Source organism: Pseudomonas arsenicoxydans (assembly GCF_900103875.1).
Taxonomy (GTDB): Bacteria; Pseudomonadota; Gammaproteobacteria; order Pseudomonadales; family Pseudomonadaceae; genus Aquipseudomonas; species Aquipseudomonas arsenicoxydans.
On the sequence record NZ_LT629705.1, the window covers coordinates 2,488,546 to 2,509,924 of the forward strand.

Genomic DNA, 21,379 nt, shown 5'->3' on the forward strand with positions numbered 1-21,379 from the left:
TCAGTCCGCGCGCGGCGGGCTGTTCTTCTCGGCTAGAGTCTTGTCGTCGCTGATGGCAATGTGGGCGCCGTTGTCCAGTTTGATCTGACCGGCCGTGACCACTTTTTCGCCGTTCTGCACACCCTTGGTAACCATCACCCGCCCGTCGCGACGCTCGCCGGTTTCGATGAAACGCCGCTCGGCTATCAGGACGGGTTGGCCCTTGTCATCTTTTACGACGCTGCCGTCTTCGGCTTTTTTCTGCGCCACCACGTACAGCGAGTTGCCGTAGAGCGTGTAGGTGATTGCGCTTTCCGGTACGACGATGCGCGGCTGCGGGTCCGGTAACAACACCTGCAGGCTGGCGAACATGCCCGGCAGCAGTTTGCCGTCGGGGTTGGCCAGGGTCGCGCGGACCTGCACGTTGCGCGTGGTGTTTTCGACTTTCGGGTTGATCGCACTGATGGTGCCGGGGAAGGTTTCCTTCGGATACGCCGCGACGATGACCTGCACCGACTGGCCGATGCCGATCTTCGGGATTGACTGCTCCGGCACGAAGAAGTCGACATAGAGGCTGCTGAGGTCCTGCAGCGTGGCGATCATCGTGCCGCTGGCGACATAGTCGCCGACATCGACCTGGCGAATACCGATGGTGCCGCTGAACGGGGCGAGGATGCGCTTCTTCGCCAGCGAAGCCTTGAGCTGGTTGACCGTGGCCTGATCCTTTTTCATGATCGCCAAGAGTCGGTCGAACTCGCCTTTGGAGATGGCCTGGCTGCCTACCAGTTGGCTGCCGCGGTTGTAATTGACCGTCGACAATCCGAGGTCCGCCATTGCGGTTTCCAGCAACGCCTTTTCCACATCGCTGTCGAGCTGCACGATCGGTTGACCGGCCTTGACCTTCTGCCCTGACTGGAACTGCACATCCGTGACGGTACCGGCAATCTCCAGGCTAAGGTCTACACCTTGCAGTGCCTTCAGCGTGCCGACGGTGGGCAGGCGCGCCTGCCACGGCTGCTCGGTCGCGGTGGCCACGGCGACACTGATCGGCGGTCTCGGCGCGGAAAAGCCTTGAATCATCGTGTAGATGGAGAAGGCTTTGTAAGCGGCCAGTACCGGCACGATCAGCAGAACAACACCCAACATGATCAGCATGCGGCGACGCAGCATAGTTCCAGTTCCTTGGAGAAATCAGGTGAGACAGTCCGGCACATTACCCCGAGTCGCCAGGGGTTTCCAACTGGTAGAAGTTACAGGCAAATAGCGTCACGCCCTGTAGCCGCTGCCGAAGGCTGCGCCAGCCGCTACAAGGGTTCGTGTTTAGATGAGATGAAGGTGGTTGTCCCAGAGCCCGGCGGGAAGCTCAAGTGGTTTTGCCACCAAATCTGTCTGACGGCAATCGTAGAACCGGCAGCGGCCCTGACCCGAGGTCACGACAAACCCGTCCGCCACGGCACCCACTCCGGCGCAATCAGGAAGCGGCGCGTCCAGGCGCACTTCGCCGCTATCCATGTCCCAGATGAAAAAGCGGTTGCCGCGTGGCGCGGTCAAGGCGACCAGCCGCAACTCACTGTGTACCGCGACGCTGGCGGTGTAATGCCCCATCGCCTGCAACTGATGCTCAGGCACCGGGAACGCCACGAACGGTTGGCCGGGACGTTTGATCGCTAGCAACTCAGAAGACTCGTGGGACGGCCCCATGAATTGCTGGCCGGCGACGATGGTGCCGTCGCTGGCGACCCCCAGGTGACGCACGCTGTTCATTTGCTGGGCGAGGGTCTCCTTGCTCAGCAGCGTGCCGTCGCGTTGCATCAGCACCAGGCTCGGTTCCATGGCATTGAGGTTCATCTCGACCCGGCTTTCAGCCTCGGTGCGAATGCCGCCGTTGGCCACCACCAACGTCTCGCCATCGGGCATCCACGACACCTGATGCGGACCGATGCCATGGGTCGAAATCTCGCCACTGTGCACCAATCGTTCACCCTCGAACTTGTACACACCCAGCAATCCGCGACCCGGATCGGAGGTGTCGTTCTCGGTGGCATACAGCCAGTCACCGCTCTTGTGAATCACCGCATGACCATAGAAATGCCGGTTCGGCCGCGATACCACGGTTTGCAGCAGCGCGCCGTCGCGCAGGTCGATCAGGTAACTCTCGGTGCCCGGACGCCGGGCGACAAACAGCGCGATCGGCAGTGTCGGGTGGTTGATGATGTCGTGGCAACGCTGGCCAACTCGGGTGGCGAACACCCGGTTGCCGTCCAGCCGATAACCGACGGCGTAGTGCTGGCCGTCTGTATCGTCCCGTGCCGAGAGCAGCAGCGGGCTTTTATCCTTTTGCTTGAACAGCGTCCAGCCGCCCAGTGTCACTGCTCCCAGCAGCAAACTACCTAAAGTCAGAGCCTGACGTCGCAGCATGGCACTCGCCCTCATCAGTCACCGTCGTTGGCGTTGAAGCCCAGTTGAATGCCCAGCGCCTTGGCCAGTTCGCCTTCATGCAGGCGATGGACGACGTTGAGGCTGTCGTAGAGGTCGTTGAGTTGCTGGCGTCCGGCGTCATCGTTGAGCATTTCGCTCAGCGAACGCTGGTTGCTGGCAAACAGTTTCAGGGACGCGGCGTAAGCGGCATCGATCTTGTCGGCCAACGGCTTTTGCTCGCTCGGCAACAGACCGCGAAGGCCTTTGTTGTCGACGCCTTCCCACACCGTTTTGGCAGCGGCGAGGCTGGCTTCGAGGCCGGTCAGGGACGACTGGCTGCGCCATGCATCGGCCTGGAACGGTTGTGGCACGCCCTTGGTCTGGCGGCCCATTGGCGTACCGAGTTTTTTCTTCAGGGTGTCGAGGGCCGTGACCTGCACACGTAGCAAATCGGCGATCGCCTCGTGGGAATCGGCGTAGCGCTGGTTCGGAAACTTGCTCATCTGCGCGAGCATGCCGTCGGTGTTGTTCCAGGTTTTCAGGATCTCTTCGGCCAGTTGTTTCTGCCGCTCGCCAATCGCTTTCAGCAGCGGGCAGTACTTGGCTTTCTGAGCATCGTTAGCCACGTCCGGCTTGCTGTCGAACAGAATATATTCGTAGGCGGAAAGGCCCTGCACCACGACGCTGGACTTGGCCAGTTCGGCGGCATCGATCTGCGGCTGCGCGGTGACCAGTTGTTCGACCTGACGGCCCACGAGGTTTTTCTTGTCCGGCCAGAACTGCACCTGCCAGGCGCGATTGCCTTCGGCCAGCGGCCCGATCAGCAGCGGTTGCAGTTCGGCCCAGGCTTTCTGCGCGTGCAGGAAGTCGGCGCGGGCGGTGTCGAGGTTTTCCTTGCCTTCGCAGTAGGCGAGGGCGCTGACGGCCAATTGACGGTCGGCTTCAACCCAGCGCGTGTAGGTCGGCAGGATCACGGACTTGGCAATCGCCGCGGAGGTGACGGCTTGTGGGTCCTGTGGCGAACAGGCGCCCAAGGCTAGCGCTGCAAGGCTGGTGAATAACAACTTGGGACGGAACATGTCGGGCTCCCGATTCTTTATCAGTGTTCAAAGAGAATTCAAAAACGCCAGCAACGCAGCGCGCTGCTCGGCATTGAAAGACAAAACCTGTTGCTGCGCCGCTTTGGCTTCGCCGCCATGCCAGAGCACGGCTTCGAGCAGGTTGCGGGCGCGGCCGTCATGCAGGAACTGGGTATGGCCACTGACCGCCTGCGTCAGGCCGACGCCCCACAACGGCGGGGTGCGCCAGTCGCGGCCACTGGCCCGGAATTCGCTGCGGTTGTCGGCCAGACCGTCGCCCATGTCGTGAAGCAGCAGATCGCTATACGGGCGGATCACTTGATTGGCCAGTTCAGGTTCGGCGGCGTTGGCGGCGGTGGTGTATTTGGGGGTGTGACAGGACTGGCATCCGGCCTGGAAAAACAGGCTCTTGCCGGCCAGCACTTCGGGCGCGTTGACATCGCGACGGGCCGGAACGGCAAGGTTGCGGCTGTAGAACAGCACCAGACGCAGGATGTTGTCGCTGACTTCCGGCTCGCCATTCGGGCCATTGCCATTGGGCGCCTGTTTGCACGCGGTTTGCGCATCGGTGCAGTCGTCGATGGGCCTCAGGCTTGTGGTCAGGCCCATATCGCCGGAAAACGCGTGGACGTTTTGTTGGTTGAGATTCGGTTGCCCGGCCTTCCACCCGAATCGGCCTAGGACGGTTTTTTGTTGCACGTCATCCCAGACCCGGTTCGGGCGTCCGGCGATGCCGCTTTTGTCCTTGGCCTGGGCTTCGGCGTTAGCCAGGATCGCCTCGTCGGGAATGGCTTCGAGCAAGCCCAGGCCAATCATTGGTGGCGCGACCCTGGCCGAGAATCGGGTGTCGGGGTGCATCGGGCCATAGCCCAACTGGGAAATGTTCAGGCTCGGCTTGCGCAATTCGACTTCGGTGCCGTCCTTGAAACGCACCGGGACCGATGTGTAGTCAACACGCACTTTGCCTTCCGGGGCCACGCCCGGCACGGCCATGTCCTGGAGTTGACCTCCGTAGACCGGCTCCGGAACCACACCCAGCTGCTCGATGAGCTTGGCATAGGCCGGCGCGTCGGGGATCGACAAACGCACCAGCATCGACACTGCATTCGGCGCATCAGGCGTGGGCGGATGACCGCGGCCATCCTTGATATGGCAGTTCTGGCAGGCGTTGGTGTTGAACAACGGGCCGAGGCCATCGCGAGCGGTGGTGGTCGACGGAGCGATCACCCAGGGGCTGCGGAAGAAACTGTTGCCGACACTGAAGTCCACGCGCCGTGACGGCGGCAGGTTGGCAGAGGGCAGGGAAAAGGCGTTCTGATCGGTCTTGCGCACGGTCGCTGCGCCACCGGATCGGGATTCACCGGGTTCGGCCTTGGTAAAACGCGGGGCGTCATCGCAGGCACTCAGGCCCAGGGCCAGAAACAGTGCGGACAAGCGAAGAAGCAGCGAGGGCATCAGACATCCTGCAAGACGAGCAAAACAAGGGCGCAAAGTCTAACAGGGCACGGGAGTTTGAATAAGAGGAATTATCGTTTACTTGATGTGGTATAGGATTTTCCCTGAGACCGAGGCGCCGCTATCGCTGGCAAGCCAGCTCCCACAGGGATTGGTTGTGTACACAGATGCTGCGAACGCCGCGGTACCTGTGGGAGCTGGCTTGCCAGCGATAGGGCCATCAGCATCACCGCAAAAGGCAGGCATGAAAAAGGCGACCCGGAGGTCGCCTTTTTCAGTCGCACGCGTTGATCAGAACTCGTGATCAGCGTTGTCCGGGTTCAGGTCGCTGATGCCCAGTTTGCCAGCGGCGGCTTCGATCGAACCGGTCTGCTTGACCAGCGAAGCAATCGCGTCGCGCACGATCTGGTTACCGGCGGTGTTGCCGGCAGCGATCAGTTGGTCGTAGTGCTCACCCTTGTTGGCGTGATCGACCATGACCTGGATCTTGGCTTCGGTCGCGGCCAGGTCGGCTTTCAACGTGGCGTCGGCGGCCGGGTCGGCCTTGGCCACCAGGGACGACAGGCTTGCGCCGGTCATTTTGGTGCCGTCGACACGGGTGTATTCGCCCAGGTACACGTTACGAATGCCTTTGGCATCGTAGAAGTGCGAGTTGTGGGTGTTGTCGCTGAAGCAATCCTGTTCGTCTTCCGGGGAGTTGGCTTCCAGGGAAACCTTCATGCGCTCGCCGGCCAGTTCGCCCAAGGACAGGCTGCCCATGCCGAACAGCATTTTGCGCAGGCCTGTATCAACCGGTTCCGCTTCCAGGGTGGCGCGGTAGTTGTCGGCCACGTTCGGCTTCCAGTTGCCGACCATTTCTTCCAGGTCGGTGACCAGCAGTTGGGTCACGGCCTTCAGGTAAGCGCGGCGACGATCGTTGTGGCCGCCGGTGGCACCATTGCCTTCCAGGTAGTCGGAGGCCGGGCGGTTGCCGGCGCCAGGGCCGGTACCGTTCAGGTCCTGGCCCCACAGCAGGAATTCGATGGCGTGGTAGCCGGTGGCAACGTTGGCTTCCGAGCCGCCCAGCTCGTTGAGGCTGGCGAGTTTTTCCGGGGTGATGTCTTTGACATCGACCTTGTCTTCGCCGACCTGAACTTCAGTGTTGGCGATAATGTTGGCCGTGGCGCCCGGGTTACCCAGTGCGTGTTCGTAGGTCTTGTCGACATAGTCGATCAGGCCTTCGTCCAGTGGCCAGGCGTTCACCTGACCTTCCCAGTCGTCGATGATGGTGTTACCGAAGCGGAATACTTCGCTCTGCAGGTACGGAACGCGGGCAGCGACCCAGGCAGCCCTGGCGGCTTTGAGGGTGTCGGCGTTCGGCTTGGCGAGGAAGGCGTCTACGGCGGTTTGCAGGGTTTTCGCGGTGGATTCGGCATCGCTGTAAACGGCGAAGACCATGTCGGCGTAATGCGCGACAACGGCCTTGGCGGCGGCTTCGTCGACTTTACTGGCAGCTGCCGGAGCGGCAGCGGGTGCCGCAGTGCTGGCAGACGACGTTGGCGCAGGCGCCGCAGCGGTCTTGTCTTTGCCTTCGCCACAACCGGCGAGGGAAATAGCGATGGCCAACAGACTGGCGGTAGCCAGAGGCATACGAATCATGGCGAACATCCTGCTTCGAGAGGGTGGAATGGCGCAGCTAGCGCGCAAAGCTGCGACATAATGCAAATCTTTCGCATTATGTGTAAAGGGCGCGGTTGGAAATATTTCTTATTCAGACAGGTGTTGTTCATGGACAAAAAGATCGCAGCCTCGTTTCACTCGACAGCTCCTACAGGAATCATGAACCCCTGTAGGAGCTGTCGAGTGAAACGAGGCTGCGATCCTTTATCTTCTACAAAATGGCCGCATTGCTGCGTTGCGCCTGTCTGAGGTAGGCGCTCAATTCCCGTGCCGGCAGGGGCTTGCTGTAGTGATAGCCCTGACCTTCATGGCAGCCTTCGGAAATGATGTAGGCCTCTTGCTCGGCGGTTTCCACGCCTTCGGCAATCACCTGCATGCCCAGGCTCTTGCCCAGCTGGATGATCGCCCGAACGATGGTTGCATCGTCGTCGTCATCGAGCAGGTCCTGTACGAAGCTCTTGTCGATCTTGATCTTGTCCAGCGGCAGGCTTTTCAGATAACTCAGTGATGAATAACCGGTTCCGAAGTCGTCAATGGCGATCAGTGCACCGGAGCGACGCAGGCTCAGCAAGTGTTGGGCGGCGGTGCTGATGTCTTCCATCAGGCCGGTTTCGGTCACTTCCAGTTCCAGGCTGCGCGGCGGCAGACGGTACATTTGCAATAGATTGTTGACCACCCGTGGCAGCTCGGCGTGGTGCAACTGCACGGTGGACAGGTTCACTGCCATGCGCAAATCGGGGAAGCCCTGATCGTGCCAATCGCGCAGTTGTTTGCACGCTTGATCCAGCACCCATTCGCCAATGGCAATGATGGTGCCGTTCTGCTCGGCCAGCGGGATGAACAGGTCCGGCGGTACCAGGCCATGCTCGGGATGCTGCCAGCGTATCAGCGCTTCGACGCCCACCACCCGGTGATCGCGGTAGCTGATCTGCGGTTGGTAGACGAGGTAGAACTGCTCGCGCGCGAGGGCGTCGCGCAGGTCTTTTTCCAGCTCGCGACGCCTTCGCATTTCGGTATCGACGCTGGCGATGTAGAACTGATAACGGTTGCGCGAGCGGGTTTTGGCCAGGGTCATGGTCTGCTCGGCCTTTTGCAGCAGCTTCTCGGTGCTGTCACCGTCCTCGGGGAACAGGGTGATGCCGATGGTGGCGCGCAGGCGGATTTCCTGATGATCGAGGGCGAACGCCGCTTCCAGGTCATCGAGAATGCTTTGTGCCAGTTCGGCGGCTTCGTAAGGTTGCTCGATATCGGCCTGGACCAGGGCGAACTGGTCGCCACCCAGACGGGCGAGGGCACCAAGACGACCGCTGTGAGCCCGCAGGCGATCGGCCAGGGCCAGCAGCAATTGGTCGCCGGTCTGATAACTGAACTGTTCGTTGATGCCTTTGAAATCGTCCAGACCTACCACCAGCACCGCGACCCGACGTTGCAATTTGCCGGCGTCGACCAGGATCTTGTCCAGTTGCTGCTGCAATTGCTGGCGGTTCGGCAAGCCGGTGAGGAAGTCGTACTGGGCCATGCGCAACAGGCTGTTTTCCGCCTCGTGACGCAGGTGGGTGTTGCGTTCGATGGATTCGAGCAACTGGTTGGCGGTGTTGATCCAGATCCCCAGTTCGTTCTTTTCGTGGCCTTTAAGCTGCGGAATCTTGTGTTCGCTGGGGCGGTCCGGGTTGATTTCGGTCAGGTGTTCGATGATGCGCGACAGCGGTTTGGTCAGCAGCCAGTGGTAGACCAGGTACAGCACCAGGCCCATGGCCAGAGCGCGCAGGACGCCGGAAATGAAGATGATCACCGAGCTGACGATAAATCCTTGGCCGTAGGTGGCGGTGTCGAGGGTGATGCTCAGGTCGCCGTAATATTCGCTGTAGGGGCCTCGGCCGACGAGTTGGGTGGTGAAGGTGCGTTCCTTGCCGAGGATCAGGTCGGTCAGCCAGCGACTATGCGAATGCTGCAGTTCGCGAGACTTTTGCGCGAGCATGGCTTCGTTGGGATGGCCGATGGAGGCCTGGCGCACGGCGTCGTCCTGGAACAGGCCTTCGATGACCTGCATGCCCATTTCCCGGTCCAGGCTGTAGACGGCTTGGGTGGAGGGGTCGCGGAACATGTCGAGGATGCGTTGGGCATCGTTGGCTACGGCCTGGCGTGTTTTATAGGCATCGAAAACGATCTGGGCGCAGCTCAAGACTACGCCGACGATCAATGCCGACAGGAGCACGACCCGAAGCAACTTCACCGACAAGCTGTTCTTGAGTTCCAGCTTCAAAGGGTTATTCCTTGTTCCGTGCGGGTAGCATCAAGTTGCCATGAGTATTGGCAATCCTGTGATGGCAGTCAAAGGGACATTCAATCACAAGGGGGGTGTCTGTGGGCTTGGACGATTTGCTGTTGTTTTTGAGTCTTTGCCCTATTTGTACTGTGTCGGTTGTTGGGGCCTTCAACTTGAGCGGGATTGGGATATTTTTCCTTACTGGTTGATGGTAGCCGGGTATGGCGTTGGGGCAAGGGGCTGAACGCTGGTTTCATTGTCGGAAATTGTCTCTGGGTTTTGGCTGTTTGTCGTGGCGGCCTTTGGGCCGACCATGTTTTGGGTTGACCGGGTGTATATCCGTTGCTGCGGTAACGGCGACTGGCGGTTTCGCCCTTACGGCGACTCCCTTTGGCAGACGCCCCAAAGGAAGCAAAGGTCTTTGCCCCGGCGTCCGGCCCCTCGCTGGGGCTCGGTGTTCCTTCGTTCCGGCATTCATCTGGGGGCATCGCCTCCGGTCGGCTTCGCTTCGACCTCCTCTCGATGTGTTCGACTTCGTCGAACGGCGCTACGCGCCTGCCCCCCAGATGAACGCCTCCACTCAGCCTTCCGAAGGGGCGGGTGGATCAAGATCAAGAGCTGCAGGCGAGCTACCGCTCGGCCTGTTGAGTGGTTAGGAGCCTCGGGTGTACACCTTCCCCCTGTAGGAGCTGTCGAGTGCAACGAGGCTGCGATCTTTTGATCTTGACCTTGGCGGCCCGCCAGCCGATCAATCTCTCTTTCAGATTTACTCATCCCCTGTGGGAGCTGGCCTGAACTGGCCTAATGATTTTGGACACCTCAATCGGGCGCTATGATGGCGCCCAAATCTGAGGTGTTTGGATATGCGTAAATCTTATTCAAGTGAGTTCAAACTCAAGGCTGCCAGCATGGTGCTGGACGAGGGGCAGTCGGTTCCCGAGGTCTGTGCCAGTTTGGATATTGGCCCTACGGCCTTGCGCCGCTGGGTCGATCAAGTTCGCAAGGAACGCTTGGGCTCGACTCCGGTGGGAGCCAAGGCGATTACCGCGGATCAGCGAGAGATTCAGGAACTTAAAGCCTTGCTCAGGCAAAGAGACCGGGATATCGAAATCCTAAAAAAGGCCAGTGCTCTCCTGCTTTTGGACGCCAAAGATCACTCTCGTTGATCTGTGAGCTGGGCGAGCAGTACGGCGTTAACGATTGCTGTCGTGTGTTCGGAATAAACCGCAGTAGCTTTTACGCATGGCGTCAGCGCCAAGGCAAAGTGAGCCCTAAGCGAGAGAAGCTCAAGGCCATACTGGTCAAGCACCACAGGGCGTCGAGAGAGTCTGCGGGCGCTCGTACCTTGGCTAAACAGCTGCAAGCCGGCGGGCATGATGTCGGGCGGTTCATGGCTCGCAGCTTGATGCGAGAAGCAGGCATTGTCAGTCGTCAACGCCGGCGCCATAAGTACAAGTCACCCGGCGTGGAAGCTTTGGTGGCACCGCATGTGCTCAAACGCAAGTTTGATGTTACGGCGGTCAATCAGGTGTGGTGTGGGGACGTGACGTACATCAAAGTCGGCAAGCGTTGGCTGTATTTCGCGGCGGTTCTGGACTTGTTCGCTCGCCGGATCGTGGGCTGGTCGTTTTCGATGATCTCCGATGCCACGCTGACCTGCGAAGCCCTGCGGATGGCGATTGAACTGCGTGGTCGCCCAAAAGACGTACTGTTTCACTCCGACCAAGGTTGCCAGTACACCAGCCATAAATTCAGAAATGAACTGCTGGAACATGGACTCCGGCAGAGCATGAGCCGTAAAGGCGAATGCTGGGACAACGCTCCGATGGAGCGTTTCTTTGGAAGTTTGAAATCAGAGTGGGTGCCAGAAGCAGGCTACGGATCGGAACATGAGGCCCGAGCGGATGTGCAGCGCTATGTATCGCGCTACAACATCACCAGGCCGCATAGCTACAACGACTATCGGTCACCAGTCGCCAGGGAGAAGTTGGCGGCGTGAAACCTTAATCGGTGTCCAAGATTACTTGACCAGTTCAGGCTCGCTCCCACATTGGTTCTATGAACGACGTAGATCCCTGTGGGAGCGGGCTTGCCCGCGATAGCGATTCAACAGGCGAAGAGTTTCTTCGCCCCAAGCATCAAGCGCCGTGGCACTTCTTGAATTTCTTGCCGTTGCCGCAAGGGCAAGGGTCGTTGCGGCCGACGTCTTTCAGGGCGTTGCGCACCGGTTCCTGGTGGGCGTGGCCGCAGTTCGGGCCGTGGACATGGCCATGGTCGTGATCATGGTGGTCGTGATGGTCATGATCGTGGTTGCAGTCAGGGCCATGGACATGGGGTTGCTGGGTCATCGGGTTTTCTCCGGAATTAAATCGGCGGGGATTAGCCGAGTAGGCCGGGGATCGCATGATATGGACCTACTCAGCCCTTTGTCTACTCGGTTTGTTACACCATTGTCTCATTCTTGGCACCGACCCAAAAGCCTCATCCAGAGGCCTGCGCGGGAACGGTAAGGACCCATGCGGACACGCGATAAGGTTCACGCGGGAGGGCCTACGGGGGAACCTGCGCACGTATGCGTAGTGAGGTGGTCATTCAGATTTTTCTGTCAGATTCTCAAAGGGGCTTGCTCGGCCCCAGCGTGATTTAGACCATACTCGGATTTTGGGGCTGGGGTGCTGACCATGAGCTGGGAAGACGTATTCAAGCTGTTAGGTGCCGCAATATTCTCACTCGGAGGCGGCGGGGCTCTTGTGTTCGGCCTCTCCTCTTGGTTAGGGAAGGTCTGGGCAGGCCGGATATTGGGGAAAGAAACGCATCGACTGAACTTGGAGGTAGAGGCTGCCAAACGAAGCCTCGACCTCATCAAGGAAAATACTCTCCGCTTCCAGAATGACAAAATCCTTGCATACCGGGCAGTCGTAGAAATCATTGCGCGGATTCTTGCTACGTTCGACTCTTACGAAAGCAACAGATTATCCGCCACCGATGCGGCTGCTCGCTTTGATGAATTTAATGAACACCGGATTAGGGTCTATGGGTATCTCGCCATGCTCGCACCTCAAGCTGTAATGGATGCCCAAGATGTCCTTATGGATTACCTGCTCAAAATTTGTAATAACACCGACCAATACGAATGGGCCAGAGTCAGGGAGAAGGCGCTCGTGGCGTTCAATGCTATCCGTGCAGATATTGGTATTGATAAAAGCCCCATCACCTACAACGGCGATCTTTGAACCAGAAAGCACCACGGCAAGGTCTCCCATCACAGCCACCATGTATAACGCAAACGACATCCACAAGGCCTTCGCCTCAAGAATGGGACTTATCCTACAGACCCGTTCTTTCCTTTCCGGTAGCCTTCCGCGCGCCCAGTAGCAAGACTGGTTCAAATCTATGGATAAAAAACGCAAGGATGATGCTGGATGATTTCTTCTGCTCGATTGGGTGACAAACACGTCTGCCCATTGCCCATTGCCCATTGCCCGGTCACGGCACAACACCAATTGCGTCTGCCAGCAGTAACGTCAACATCAACTTTATGGGCTCCGCCCGTGTTGGCGATACCTGTGGATGTGGCGCTGTCATCACCACGGGCTTTCCCTCTATTCAAGTGAATGGCCGTCCCATGGCCCACTTAGGGAGCCCTACCAGTCACGGTGGGACGATCATTACGGGATCAGGCGATGTCGGTGGTGGCTTCGTCATGGGTGACGCTGGTGGTGCAACCATTATTAACTTCATGGCGCTGGGAGCCTTCCGGCCTGACGGTTCCGTGGACGATGAGAAGATGGCGACATTGTTGGCTGACCCGAAGCTTAAGGAGAAAGCCTTAGCGGCGAACGCTTTGGTAGACCCTAAAGCAGCCGCTAAGGAGCCTGAGGTGAACGATGGACCGGAAGGTTGTACCCACCCGAACATGATGGAGAAGCTTGCGGATTACATCGCAGACGAGATGAATCGCAATATTCACGACTCCTCGGTCTTAAAGATGAAAGAACTGCTCAGCTATGACGTGGCGGAAGAGACCCGCAAGCAAATGGAGCAGCCTTGGTATGCCCAAATTGGTGCGACCAGCCCTCAAACTATTGGTGCTGCCAATGGCGCGGCTGCGATGGCACTTTGGACTGAGCGAGTAGGTCAGGACCGAGTTTGGGACCACAAACCAAAGATCCACGCGAAGTTTGGTAGGTATCGCCACAGGCAAGGCAAGTACGACTACTACTACGATATTTGGTCGAACATTCACTATGGCTATGTTGGTATGGCTGGAGGACTCACCGAAGGCGTCCTGCTGGATGGCGCTGGGGCTGAGCAGATTGTTTCAGATCAATTACGACAGTGGGAAGAGAAGATATTTGTCGCAAAAGATCAGCAAAGGCTCAAAGGGCCTCATGCCACAGAAGATGTAGAAGGGCTACGAGCCTGGGATGACGTCCCTGATCGAATTTCAATTAGTATCGGCATCAAACTCTTCAACGACTATCCACATGGGGGCGTCCCGCCACAAGCAATCATGGACGCAGTGCTTGCAGTCACACCGGAAGAATGGGGAGAGGGAGTCAGTGTTCATGTATGCGCGAAATATTAAAGCCCGATATGTAATTGGGGCACTCGTCATTGTCCCATTGCTGTTTTGGTACGTGGCGACCCCCGTCGTCCGTGTCCACTACTCCCAAGAGGGCACAGACGAGCTTCGGCTAATCTGGAACACGCAGCACAATATTCATAAAGAAAGGATGCTTCCGGGGCAAGCCACATTCGATACTGGGCATATTTTCCCCAATGAGAAATTCTTCATGATGTTCGATTGGTGGTCCGACAAGGGGCTTAGGAGGTGCATCGATATAACGCCAAAATGGGGGAGCGCGTTAGATATTTACCTCAATGGAACAGCTCGCATCGACACTGCTAAAACCTCCCCTAACGTTATTGCCCGCTTGAAGGCGTGTGAGGGTGATGCTGATCCTTTCCGGCCTTAAACGCCCCGCCAGCACCACGGCAAGGTCACGCGTCGGAGCCACCAAGTACAACGCAGACGACATCCACAAGGCCTTCGACCAAGCAGCCCTGCCGTCCCATCTCATTGGACTAATCTGGCAGGGGCTCTTGTTGGTCAGTTCAAGGTGACAAGGGGTCGGGCGCGAGAGCCTACGGGAGGGATCAGTGCATGTATGGAAGTGAGGTGGTCACTCAGATTAGCGAGGATGGTTTGTAACAGGTTCGTGCCTTGCTTGGCACATTCGATACTGGTCATGCGCTGAAACACCTGAGTTCATTGGGTTCCGGCCTTACGGAATTAAATCGGCGGGGATTATCACGCCATTGCGCGCCAGGTGCACGTAGTGCGCGATGAATAAGCCGGTTTCCATTTCACCTTCCAGACGATAGGGGATGGGTTGATCGGGTTTTTTCAGCATTTTCACCAGATCCCGGACCTTGGGCCACAGGTTGGTGCGGATCGGCACTTTGAAATAAGCGCTGCGTTTGGGGCCGACCGTGAACCAGTGTTCGTGTTCGCCTTCGGTCAGCAGCATGTCGCCCAAGTGAATGCGGTATTCGAGGCTGCGTACCGTCAGGTCGCTGTCGTTGGGGTTGTCGACGCGAAAATGCAGGATGAATTTCTGCTCCATCAGCTTGGCCCGCACAACTTCGACCTGGACCAGATGCACTTGTGGGTCGGGCTCATCGTTGCCGAACCACGACGCGCAGCCGCTGAGTCCTGACAGCAGGAACAAGGTGAACAGATAGCGTGCGAATCGCTGGGTGATCATGGCGGTATTTCTCCCTTGAACCCCAGTCTAGACGGAAAAGATCGCAACCTTCGATCGCTGCGCAATGGCGCGGCGCAGCTCTGTCGATCTGCTGCGATCCTTTGAACTCACCTCACGCGCCGAAATACCCCGCGCAACACTTCTTGAATTTCTGCCCGCTGGCGCACGGACACGCATCATTACGCCCGGCCTTGAGTGGCACGGTGGGGTCGATGAAGTACCAGTGGCCGGCGTTCTGTACGAACGAAGAGCGCTCGCGATGGCTGTGTTCGCCGGTGCCGTCGTGCCAGCGCGCGGTGAAGGTCACGAACGCATGTTCCGGCTGGCCGCCGAATACTTCGGAGCTTTCCACCTCAAGACCCAGCCAGGTGCTTTGCGCGCTCCAGTCACTGATGGACTGACGATCCAGGCCTGGCTGCTGTGCGGGCAGGGTGGTCGCCACCAGATAGTCGATCAGCCCCAGCACATAAGCGCTGTAGCGTGAGCGCATCAAGGCTTCGGCACACGGCGCCGGATGCCCGGCATGGTAATGGCCGCAGCAGGCATCGAGCAGGGTGCCGCTGCCGCAAGGGCAAATGGATGTACTCACCCGTTACCACCAGTATTTCCCGAAGTTTTCCGGATTGGCCCAGAACCGTGAATTGAGCCAGTCGGGCACCTGTTTGTAGTCAAGCAGATCGTAAGTAAACAGCGTCAGCACTTGATCGTCGCGCTGGAAGCGTTCGCTGGCTTGCAGGGCCAGGGAAAAAAAGTCCGTCTCTTGCCAGCCACTGGCCGGCAAATCCGCCAGCACTGCAATACGGCTGGCGTTGAGGTTGCGGATCCCTCCCAACAAGTTCAGACCGTCGCGCTTGGGCAAGTGTTCGAGGCAATCGACCACCAGCGCCAGATCAAACCGTCGAGCCGCCAACTCGGCCGGCAACGGTCCGGGGGTGGCGTGCGCGACGCAACTATCAGGGTGCGCCAGCTTGAAGGCTTCCAGGGCGGGGAACTCGCTGGCGCCAATCAACAGCAGACGCGCAGGGGCGTAACGATCAAGCAAAGCGGCCAACGCCTGCTGGGGCGTGCGCGAAGAAATACCTGAAATCATCAAAGATCCTCAATCAGAGTCGCCAAGACTAGCCTGCCCAAACGTTCGGGCCTAGAGCGGGTTTGCCCTAAAAGCCGCCATCTGGCGTGAACGCGGGGCGAAAAGAGCAATAGCCTATTGCTGGCGGAGATTAAAACTCCGGTCTTTACTCCCTGAATCGGTTCTTAGCCGATCCCTCAGGAGAAAACTAGATGAGCATAGTTCGGACAGCATTACCCTTGGTTCTGCTAACCAGTGTGTTAACTGGTTGCGCAGGTTTGCAGAAAACCGACTGGCCGACCTGTGCGGCGGTCGGCGGTGTCGTGGGTGCAGGTCTCGGCGCGACCGAGAGCTCGGCATGGGCAGGGTATGGCGCACTGCTGGTAGGTGGTACGGCAGCGGCCTATTGCTGGGTTCACGGTGATGGCGACGAGGATGGCGATGGTGTGCCGGATAGTCGCGACAAGTGCCCGGGCACCCCTCGAGGCGTGAAGGTCGATGCCAACGGCTGCCCTCCACCGGCGCCTGCACCTGTGGTCGAAGAGGCTGTGGTGGTCAAGGAAGAAGTCATTGTCATCCGCGATGTTCACTTCCAGTTCGACAAGGCCACGCTCACGCCCTCCGATAAACAAGTCCTCGACAAAATTGCCACGCGCCTGAAACAGGAGGCACCTACCGCCAGATTGACCGTGACCGGCCATACCGACAGCGTGGGCAGCGATGCCTACAACCAGAAACTGTCGGATAAGCGTGCTCACTCGGTGGTTGAATACCTCATCCAGCAAGGCGTACCGCGTAGCAGCTTCGTGTCTGTGGTCGGCGCCGGTGAAAGCCAGCCGGTGGCTGATAACAAAACGGCTGACGGCCGTGCCATGAACCGTCGCACGGAAATCAAAATCGATCGATAGGCCCTATCCGCTCCGCGGCTTGTGCAGTCGCGGATGCGGGTCTTTACTCCTGTGTAACCGGTATGGGCCGGTGACACAGGAGCTTTCAATATGAGCGTTCTCACACGGACCGTCTTGCCGGTTCTGCTTTTCGGCAGCCTATTGACCGGTTGCGCAACTCACAGCGATGGCACCGCCCCCCTCAATCAACGTACCTGGCCGATCTGCAGCCTCATTGGTGGACTGGTCGGCGGAGGATTGGGCGCGCTTGAAAGTGGCGGCTGGGCAGGCGGTGGTGCGGCGCTCGGGATACTGACCGGTGGTTTGATCTGTTACGCCCAGGATGGCGATGAGGACGGTGATGGTGTCTTCGATCGACGTGATCGTTGCCCCGATACGCCCGCCAACACACCTGTTGAACACCATGGCTGTCCGCTGCCGCAGTACCCGGCCAGCGTGAAACCTGTCGAAGTTGTGCAACCCGAAGTCATCACCCTGCCCAGCGATGTGCTGTTTGCCTTCAACAAGTCTGACCTGAGTCCCTCTGCGAAAAGTCAGCTGGATTCGGTGATGTTCAAACTGCAACTTGCCGATGTGGTGAGCATCAAGGTAGTCGGTCACACCGACAGCGTCGGCTCAGATGAATACAATCAGGCACTTTCGGAGCGTCGCGCCAGCAGTGTGGCGGCTTATCTGTTGAGCCAGGGCATTGCGCCGAGCAAGCTCACCAGCGAAGGCAAGGGCGAAAGCCAGCCGGTGGCCGACAACGATACCGAAGAAGGACGCGCGAAAAACCGTCGCGTGGAATTGCACATTAATCGCTAAGCCGCGAAATAGAGCCGTCGGGCAACAATGACAGTTGATCCGACGGCCATTGGGCGGCCTTCATGAAGAATTTTCCGTTGCCCACTGGCGTATTCCTCGCGGAAGCCGTTACTGTGCGCGCAAAGAATAATTCTCAACGGGGGAGCGTATGAAGGTGTTTTGGGGCCTGGGGAAGTTATTGACCCTGCTGTTCTGGCTGGTGGTGCTGGTCAATCTGCTGACGCCGTTTGTCAATCCGCTGCACCTGTTGGTCAATCTGGCCGGCGGTCTGTTGGCGGGTCTTCATCTTCTTGAGGCGGTGTTCTGTTACCGCAGCCTCAGGGGGCGCGCTCATCCTTGGGGCGATCGCCTGCAGATCCTGTTTTTCGGCGTATTCCACCTGCAAACCCTCCCGGCTCCGACCGCATCGAAGGCTTCCCATGCGTAAACTCTGTCTGCTCGCCGCTCTCATCAGTCCATTGGCCTGCGCTCAGGTGGTCAGTGTCCAGACCAACTCGCTGATGCGCTTGCCCAACACCGCCAGCACCTTGCAGCTGGAGCGTCTGGAAGTCGCCGATTACGGCACCTTGTTGATTCCTTCAAACGTGACCGAATTGACGGTCGGCGAATTGCATCTGGGGCGTGAAGCGCGGATCGCTATCGTGCCCAGTGAACAGCCGCTGGAATTGAAAGTCAGTCGTGCCGAGCTGTCTGAGGGCAGCCAGATTACCGCGCGTGGCGCGCCGGGGACCTACCTCAAGGCTGCCCGCGCGGGACGTAACCTGAATTTGCGGATCAAGGCACTGAATGCGCTGCAACTGTCGGTGGATGCTCGCGGTGGTGCGGGTGCGCCAGGGTTTGTCGGCCTCGACGGCGCCAACGGTGAGGCCCCGGGATGCACTTGGGGCCAGGCAGGTCGCGGTGCCGATGGCAGCGATGGCAGTGATGGCCAGCCCGGAGCGCCGGGTGCGTTGGTCAGGCTGGAAGTGCCGCGTGACTACCCTGCGCAACAGATCAAGGTTCAGGTGGCTGGCGGTGCCGGTGGCCTCGCCGGTCCCGGCGGCAAGCCGGGCGCGGGTGGCAAGGCCAAGGGCTGTTTCGTTTACAAGGCCGATGGCGGCAAGAGCGGGCATCCTGGCGTCGATGGTCAACCGGGGCCTGCCGGCGCAGCGGGTTCGGTGACTGTTCAGCGGTTGTAAGCACTGTCCGATAGTTCCCACGCGGAGCGTGGGAACTTCGGTCTCAAAACATGGGGCGCGCGGCCGCGATCGCCACCAGTACCAGCCCGACGATCAGATTGATCCCCACCAGCTTGCGAATCTGCCCCAGCGTCGCTGCGCCGGCCGGCCAATCCTGCGCCACGACTGCCGTACGCAACTGCGGCAGCAGCAACGCCTGAATCCGGATGAACAGCGCCGTCATCACCACGTACAGGCCCATCATTACCTGCACATACCGTGGCGCTGTCTCGAACCCGGCGAACTGCAGATGAATCATGCCCACTCCGCTGATGGGCAAAAGCACCACCGCGACCCAGACCCAGCGAAAAAAACCTTGAAACACTTCTACCCACAGCTTCAACCGGGCAGGGCCCTCCAACGCCTTCATTGCCGCGGGTCGCAAGACCATCCAGGCGAAAAACATGCCGCCCACCCAGACCAGGGCAGACAGGACATGCAGGGTGTAAACGATGCCAAAAGGTGTCATTGGGGTACTCCGTTCTGCGCGGGATTAATTAGCGCGGTATGATAGCCGCCGAACCGAACCACTGAAAATTTATCCAGCGTTTTTTGCGCCCGACAATCCATGATCAGCACCGAACTCAAAACTACGATCCAGGGCGCCTATTCGCGTTTTCTTGAAGCCAAAAGCCTCAAGCCGCGCTACGGCCAACGCCTGATGATCGCCGAAATTGCCAAGGTCCTCGGTGACATCGACACCGACGATGAAGGCCGGCGCAGTGGCGACCCCGCGATTGTCGCGGTGGAAGCCGGCACCGGTACAGGCAAAACCGTGGCCTACAGCCTCGCGGCGATTCCCACCGCCAAGGCTGCCGGCAAACGCCTGGTAATCGCCACGGCCACCGTGGCCCTGCAAGAGCAGATCGTCTACAAGGATCTGCCCGACCTGATGCGCAACAGCGGGCTGAATTTCACCTTCGCCCTGGCCAAGGGGCGCGGGCGCTACATGTGCCTGTCCAAGCTCGATATGTTGCTCCAGGAAGGCCACGCACAAACCGCCACGGCGCAGTTGTTCGAAGAAGAAGGCTTCAAGATCGAAGTCGACGAGGCCAGTCAAAAGCTGTTCACCAGCATGATCGAGAAACTCGCCGGCAATAAATGGGACGGTGACCGCGATAGTTGGTCGACGGCCCTCGAGGACGCCGATTGGGCGCGCCTGACCACCGATCACAGCCAGTGCACCAACCGTCATTGCCCGAACTTCGGCCAGTGCGCCTTCTACAAGGCCCGCGAAGGCATGGGCAAGGTCGACGTCATCGTCACCAACCACGACATGGTCCTGGCCGACCTGGCCCTCGGCGGCGGCGCGGTACTGCCCGATCCGCGCGACACCATCTACGTATTCGACGAAGGCCATCACCTGCCGGACAAGGCCATCGGCCACTTCGCCCACTACACGCGCCTGCGTTCCACTGCCGACTGGCTGGAAACCACGGCCAAGAACCTCACCAAACTGCTCGCCCAGCACCCGCTGCCTGGCGACCTGGGCAAGTTGATCGAGCAGGTGCCGGAACTGGCCCGTGAGATCAAGACCCAGCAACAATTCATGTTCACTGCCTGCGAACAGGTCGCTGATTTCAAGCCCGGCGAAGATGTCGAGGGCCGCGAGCGGCCGCGTCACCGGTTCGTCGGCGGGGTGATTCCCGAGCACATGCGTGAGATGGGCGTCGAGTTGAAGAAGGGCTTTGCCCGTTTGACCGACCTGTTCACCCGGCTCACCGAGCTGCTCAAGGAAGGCATGGACGGCGAGGTCAACATCGGCATCGCCAGCAACCAGGCCGAAGAGTGGTATCCGCTGTTCGGTAGCCTGTTGTCTCGTTCTTCGGGCAACTGGGAGTTGTGGGTCGCGTTCACCGCCGAAGACCCGGAAGACAACCCGCCCATGGCGCGTTGGCTGACCCTGGCCGAAAGCGGTTCGTTGTTCGACATCGAGGTCAACGCCAGCCCGATCCTTGCGGCGGAAATGCTCCGACGCAATTTGTGGAACGTGGCCTACGGCGCCTTGGTGACGTCCGCGACCCTGACGGCGCTGGGCACCTTCGACCGCTTCCGCATGCGCGCCGGGCTGCCGAAAAAAGCCGTGACTGCCGTGGTCCCAAGCCCGTTCCATCACGCCGATGCGGGCGTGTTGCGGGTGCCGGACCTCAAGGCCGACCCGCGTGATGCGCCGGCCCATACGGCGGCGATCATCCGTGATCTGCCCCAATTGGTCGAAGGTTCGCGCGGCACCCTGGTGCTGTTCTCTTCGCGCAAACAGATGCAGGACGTATTCGACGGGCTCGACCGCGACTGGCGCAAGCAAGTGTTCATTCAAGGCAACTTGTCCAAACAGGAAACCCTGAACAAGCACAAGGCGCGCGTCGATGGCGGGGACTCCAGCGTGCTGTTCGGCCTGGCGAGTTTTGCCGAAGGGGTCGACTTGCCCGGTGCTTACTGCGAGCACGTGGTGATCGCCAAGATTCCGTTCTCGGTGCCGGACGATCCGGTTGAAGCGGCCCTGGCCGAATGGATCGAAGCCCGTGGCGGCAATCCGTTCATGGAGATCTCCGTGCCGGATGCCTCGCTGAAACTGGTCCAGGCCTGCGGCCGCCTGCTGCGTACCGAAGAAGACCGCGGCACCATCACCTTGCTCGACAGACGCCTGGTCACCCAGCGTTACGGCAAGGCGATCCTCAATGCGTTGCCGCCATTCCGTCGTGAAATTTCCTGATACAAGGCTGGGCAATTTTGCCCAACCTGTTGTCTATCTCT

At 59.3% G+C, this 21,379-nt stretch carries 20 protein-coding genes and 1 pseudogene; 10 read left to right on the forward strand and 11 right to left on the reverse strand.

Going from position 1 to position 21,379, the window contains the following annotated elements:
* From BLQ41_RS11510 to BLQ41_RS11535, 6 genes are all read right to left on the reverse strand, one after another.
* The gene (locus BLQ41_RS11510) at positions 1 to 1,149 is read right to left on the reverse strand and encodes an efflux RND transporter periplasmic adaptor subunit (RefSeq protein WP_090180826.1); all 1,149 of its coding nucleotides are present in this window, start codon (positions 1,147 to 1,149) and stop codon (positions 1 to 3) included.
* Positions 1,150 to 1,299: 150 nt separating this feature from the next.
* Positions 1,300 to 2,397, reverse strand: coding sequence for a DUF1513 domain-containing protein (locus BLQ41_RS11515; protein ID WP_090180827.1), 1,098 nt, complete (start codon positions 2,395 to 2,397; stop codon positions 1,300 to 1,302).
* A gap of 14 nt (positions 2,398 to 2,411) precedes the next feature.
* Positions 2,412 to 3,476: an imelysin family protein gene (locus tag BLQ41_RS11520; RefSeq protein ID WP_090180830.1), complete on the reverse strand. Its 1,065-nt coding sequence runs from the start codon at positions 3,474 to 3,476 to the stop codon at positions 2,412 to 2,414.
* A 27-nt stretch (positions 3,477 to 3,503) separates the two neighbouring features.
* On the reverse strand, positions 3,504 to 4,931 hold the full coding sequence (locus tag BLQ41_RS11525; RefSeq protein ID WP_090180834.1) for a di-heme oxidoreductase family protein: 1,428 nt from the start codon (positions 4,929 to 4,931) through the stop codon (positions 3,504 to 3,506).
* 291 nt (positions 4,932 to 5,222) lie between these two features.
* Positions 5,223 to 6,569: an imelysin family protein gene (locus BLQ41_RS11530; protein WP_090180837.1), complete on the reverse strand. Its 1,347-nt coding sequence runs from the start codon at positions 6,567 to 6,569 to the stop codon at positions 5,223 to 5,225.
* 232 nt (positions 6,570 to 6,801) lie between these two features.
* Entirely contained in the window at positions 6,802 to 8,853 is a 2,052-nt protein-coding gene (locus BLQ41_RS11535) for a putative bifunctional diguanylate cyclase/phosphodiesterase (protein ID WP_090180839.1), read from the reverse strand.
* Positions 8,854 to 9,719: 866 nt separating this feature from the next.
* On the opposite strand from BLQ41_RS11535, the gene BLQ41_RS30840 reads away from it, so the two are divergent.
* Both BLQ41_RS30840 and BLQ41_RS11545 read left to right on the forward strand, forming a co-directional pair.
* Positions 9,720 to 10,022 carry a transposase gene (locus BLQ41_RS30840; RefSeq protein WP_231997079.1) on the forward strand — a complete coding sequence of 101 codons (303 nt, stop codon included), beginning with the start codon at positions 9,720 to 9,722 and terminating at the stop codon, positions 10,020 to 10,022.
* Positions 10,019 to 10,855: an IS3 family transposase gene (locus BLQ41_RS11545; protein ID WP_231997078.1), complete on the forward strand. Its 837-nt coding sequence runs from the start codon at positions 10,019 to 10,021 to the stop codon at positions 10,853 to 10,855. Before BLQ41_RS30840 ends, BLQ41_RS11545 begins: the two co-directional genes overlap by 4 nt.
* A gap of 139 nt (positions 10,856 to 10,994) precedes the next feature.
* On the opposite strand, the gene BLQ41_RS11550 is transcribed toward BLQ41_RS11545, so the two are convergent.
* Complete coding sequence (locus BLQ41_RS11550; RefSeq protein ID WP_007906737.1) at positions 10,995 to 11,204, reverse strand: SEC-C metal-binding domain-containing protein; 210 nt, start codon at positions 11,202 to 11,204, stop codon at positions 10,995 to 10,997.
* Positions 11,205 to 11,537: 333 nt separating this feature from the next.
* Here BLQ41_RS11550 and BLQ41_RS11555 point away from each other — a divergent pair, with 333 nt between their 5' ends.
* From BLQ41_RS11555 to BLQ41_RS30845, 3 genes and pseudogenes are all read left to right on the forward strand, one after another.
* Complete coding sequence (locus tag BLQ41_RS11555) at positions 11,538 to 12,089, forward strand: hypothetical protein (RefSeq protein WP_090180842.1); 552 nt, start codon at positions 11,538 to 11,540, stop codon at positions 12,087 to 12,089.
* A 189-nt stretch (positions 12,090 to 12,278) separates the two neighbouring features.
* Positions 12,279 to 13,444 (forward strand): annotated as a pseudogene (locus BLQ41_RS11560) (polymorphic toxin type 44 domain-containing protein).
* Entirely contained in the window at positions 13,425 to 13,835 is a 411-nt protein-coding gene (locus BLQ41_RS30845) for a hypothetical protein (RefSeq protein ID WP_090180845.1), read from the forward strand. Before BLQ41_RS11560 ends, BLQ41_RS30845 begins: the two are co-directional and overlap by 20 nt.
* 309 nt (positions 13,836 to 14,144) lie before the next feature.
* Here the strand turns inward: BLQ41_RS30845 and BLQ41_RS11570 are convergent, their stop codons facing one another.
* The 3 genes from BLQ41_RS11570 to BLQ41_RS11580 form a co-directional block, all read right to left on the reverse strand.
* The gene (locus tag BLQ41_RS11570; RefSeq protein WP_090180847.1) at positions 14,145 to 14,627 is read right to left on the reverse strand and encodes an LEA type 2 family protein; all 483 of its coding nucleotides are present in this window, start codon (positions 14,625 to 14,627) and stop codon (positions 14,145 to 14,147) included.
* 112 nt (positions 14,628 to 14,739) lie between these two features.
* On the reverse strand, positions 14,740 to 15,216 hold the full coding sequence (locus BLQ41_RS11575) for a YchJ family protein (protein ID WP_090180851.1): 477 nt from the start codon (positions 15,214 to 15,216) through the stop codon (positions 14,740 to 14,742).
* Positions 15,217 to 15,219: 3 nt separating this feature from the next.
* A complete protein-coding gene (locus tag BLQ41_RS11580; RefSeq protein ID WP_090180854.1) occupies positions 15,220 to 15,717 on the reverse strand; it encodes a DUF6231 family protein in 498 nt (165 codons plus the stop codon).
* A 191-nt stretch (positions 15,718 to 15,908) separates the two neighbouring features.
* Here BLQ41_RS11580 and BLQ41_RS11585 point away from each other — a divergent pair, with 191 nt between their 5' ends.
* The 4 genes from BLQ41_RS11585 (at position 15,909) to BLQ41_RS11600 (ending at position 18,586) form a co-directional block, all read left to right on the forward strand.
* Complete coding sequence (locus tag BLQ41_RS11585; RefSeq protein ID WP_090180857.1) at positions 15,909 to 16,604, forward strand: OmpA family protein; 696 nt, start codon at positions 15,909 to 15,911, stop codon at positions 16,602 to 16,604.
* A gap of 90 nt (positions 16,605 to 16,694) precedes the next feature.
* Positions 16,695 to 17,408, forward strand: coding sequence for an OmpA family protein (locus BLQ41_RS11590; protein WP_090180860.1), 714 nt, complete (start codon positions 16,695 to 16,697; stop codon positions 17,406 to 17,408).
* A 148-nt stretch (positions 17,409 to 17,556) separates the two neighbouring features.
* Positions 17,557 to 17,835, forward strand: coding sequence for a DUF1145 domain-containing protein (locus BLQ41_RS11595; protein ID WP_090180862.1), 279 nt, complete (start codon positions 17,557 to 17,559; stop codon positions 17,833 to 17,835).
* Positions 17,828 to 18,586, forward strand: a complete 759-nt coding sequence (locus BLQ41_RS11600) for a collagen-like triple helix repeat-containing protein (protein WP_090180865.1) — start codon at positions 17,828 to 17,830, stop codon at positions 18,584 to 18,586. The genes BLQ41_RS11595 and BLQ41_RS11600 overlap by 8 nt, the downstream gene beginning before the upstream one ends.
* Before the next feature lie 43 nt (positions 18,587 to 18,629).
* Here BLQ41_RS11600 and BLQ41_RS11605 read toward each other — a convergent pair whose 3' ends face one another.
* Positions 18,630 to 19,094, reverse strand: a complete 465-nt coding sequence (locus BLQ41_RS11605) for a CopD family protein (RefSeq protein WP_090180869.1) — start codon at positions 19,092 to 19,094, stop codon at positions 18,630 to 18,632.
* A 99-nt stretch (positions 19,095 to 19,193) separates the two neighbouring features.
* Here BLQ41_RS11605 and dinG point away from each other — a divergent pair, with 99 nt between their 5' ends.
* The gene (gene dinG, locus BLQ41_RS11610) at positions 19,194 to 21,338 is read left to right on the forward strand and encodes an ATP-dependent DNA helicase DinG (protein WP_090180872.1); all 2,145 of its coding nucleotides are present in this window, start codon (positions 19,194 to 19,196) and stop codon (positions 21,336 to 21,338) included.
* The last annotated feature ends 41 nt before the right edge of the window (positions 21,339 to 21,379 follow it).

Bases quoted from the DNA above. Each gene is read 5' to 3' on its own strand.
- BLQ41_RS11510 (WP_090180826.1), bottom strand. From the start codon at position 1,149: ATGCTGCGTCGCCGCATGCTGATCATGTTGGGTGTTGTTCTGCTGATC.
- BLQ41_RS11515 (WP_090180827.1), bottom strand. From the start codon at position 2,397: ATGCTGCGACGTCAGGCTCTGACTTTAGGTAGTTTGCTGCTGGGAGCA.
- BLQ41_RS11520 (WP_090180830.1), bottom strand. From the start codon at position 3,476: ATGTTCCGTCCCAAGTTGTTATTCACCAGCCTTGCAGCGCTAGCCTTG.
- BLQ41_RS11525 (WP_090180834.1), bottom strand. From the start codon at position 4,931: ATGCCCTCGCTGCTTCTTCGCTTGTCCGCACTGTTTCTGGCCCTGGGC.
- BLQ41_RS11530 (WP_090180837.1), bottom strand. From the start codon at position 6,569: ATGATTCGTATGCCTCTGGCTACCGCCAGTCTGTTGGCCATCGCTATT.
- BLQ41_RS30840 (WP_231997079.1), top strand. From the start codon at position 9,720: ATGCGTAAATCTTATTCAAGTGAGTTCAAACTCAAGGCTGCCAGCATG.
- BLQ41_RS11550 (WP_007906737.1), bottom strand. From the start codon at position 11,204: ATGACCCAGCAACCCCATGTCCATGGCCCTGACTGCAACCACGATCAT.
- BLQ41_RS11555 (WP_090180842.1), top strand. From the start codon at position 11,538: ATGAGCTGGGAAGACGTATTCAAGCTGTTAGGTGCCGCAATATTCTCA.
- BLQ41_RS30845 (WP_090180845.1), top strand. From the start codon at position 13,425: ATGTATGCGCGAAATATTAAAGCCCGATATGTAATTGGGGCACTCGTC.
- BLQ41_RS11570 (WP_090180847.1), bottom strand. From the start codon at position 14,627: ATGATCACCCAGCGATTCGCACGCTATCTGTTCACCTTGTTCCTGCTG.
- BLQ41_RS11580 (WP_090180854.1), bottom strand. From the start codon at position 15,717: ATGATTTCAGGTATTTCTTCGCGCACGCCCCAGCAGGCGTTGGCCGCT.
- BLQ41_RS11585 (WP_090180857.1), top strand. From the start codon at position 15,909: ATGAGCATAGTTCGGACAGCATTACCCTTGGTTCTGCTAACCAGTGTG.
- BLQ41_RS11590 (WP_090180860.1), top strand. From the start codon at position 16,695: ATGAGCGTTCTCACACGGACCGTCTTGCCGGTTCTGCTTTTCGGCAGC.
- BLQ41_RS11595 (WP_090180862.1), top strand. From the start codon at position 17,557: ATGAAGGTGTTTTGGGGCCTGGGGAAGTTATTGACCCTGCTGTTCTGG.
- BLQ41_RS11600 (WP_090180865.1), top strand. From the start codon at position 17,828: ATGCGTAAACTCTGTCTGCTCGCCGCTCTCATCAGTCCATTGGCCTGC.
- BLQ41_RS11605 (WP_090180869.1), bottom strand. From the start codon at position 19,094: ATGACACCTTTTGGCATCGTTTACACCCTGCATGTCCTGTCTGCCCTG.
- dinG (WP_090180872.1), top strand. From the start codon at position 19,194: ATGATCAGCACCGAACTCAAAACTACGATCCAGGGCGCCTATTCGCGT.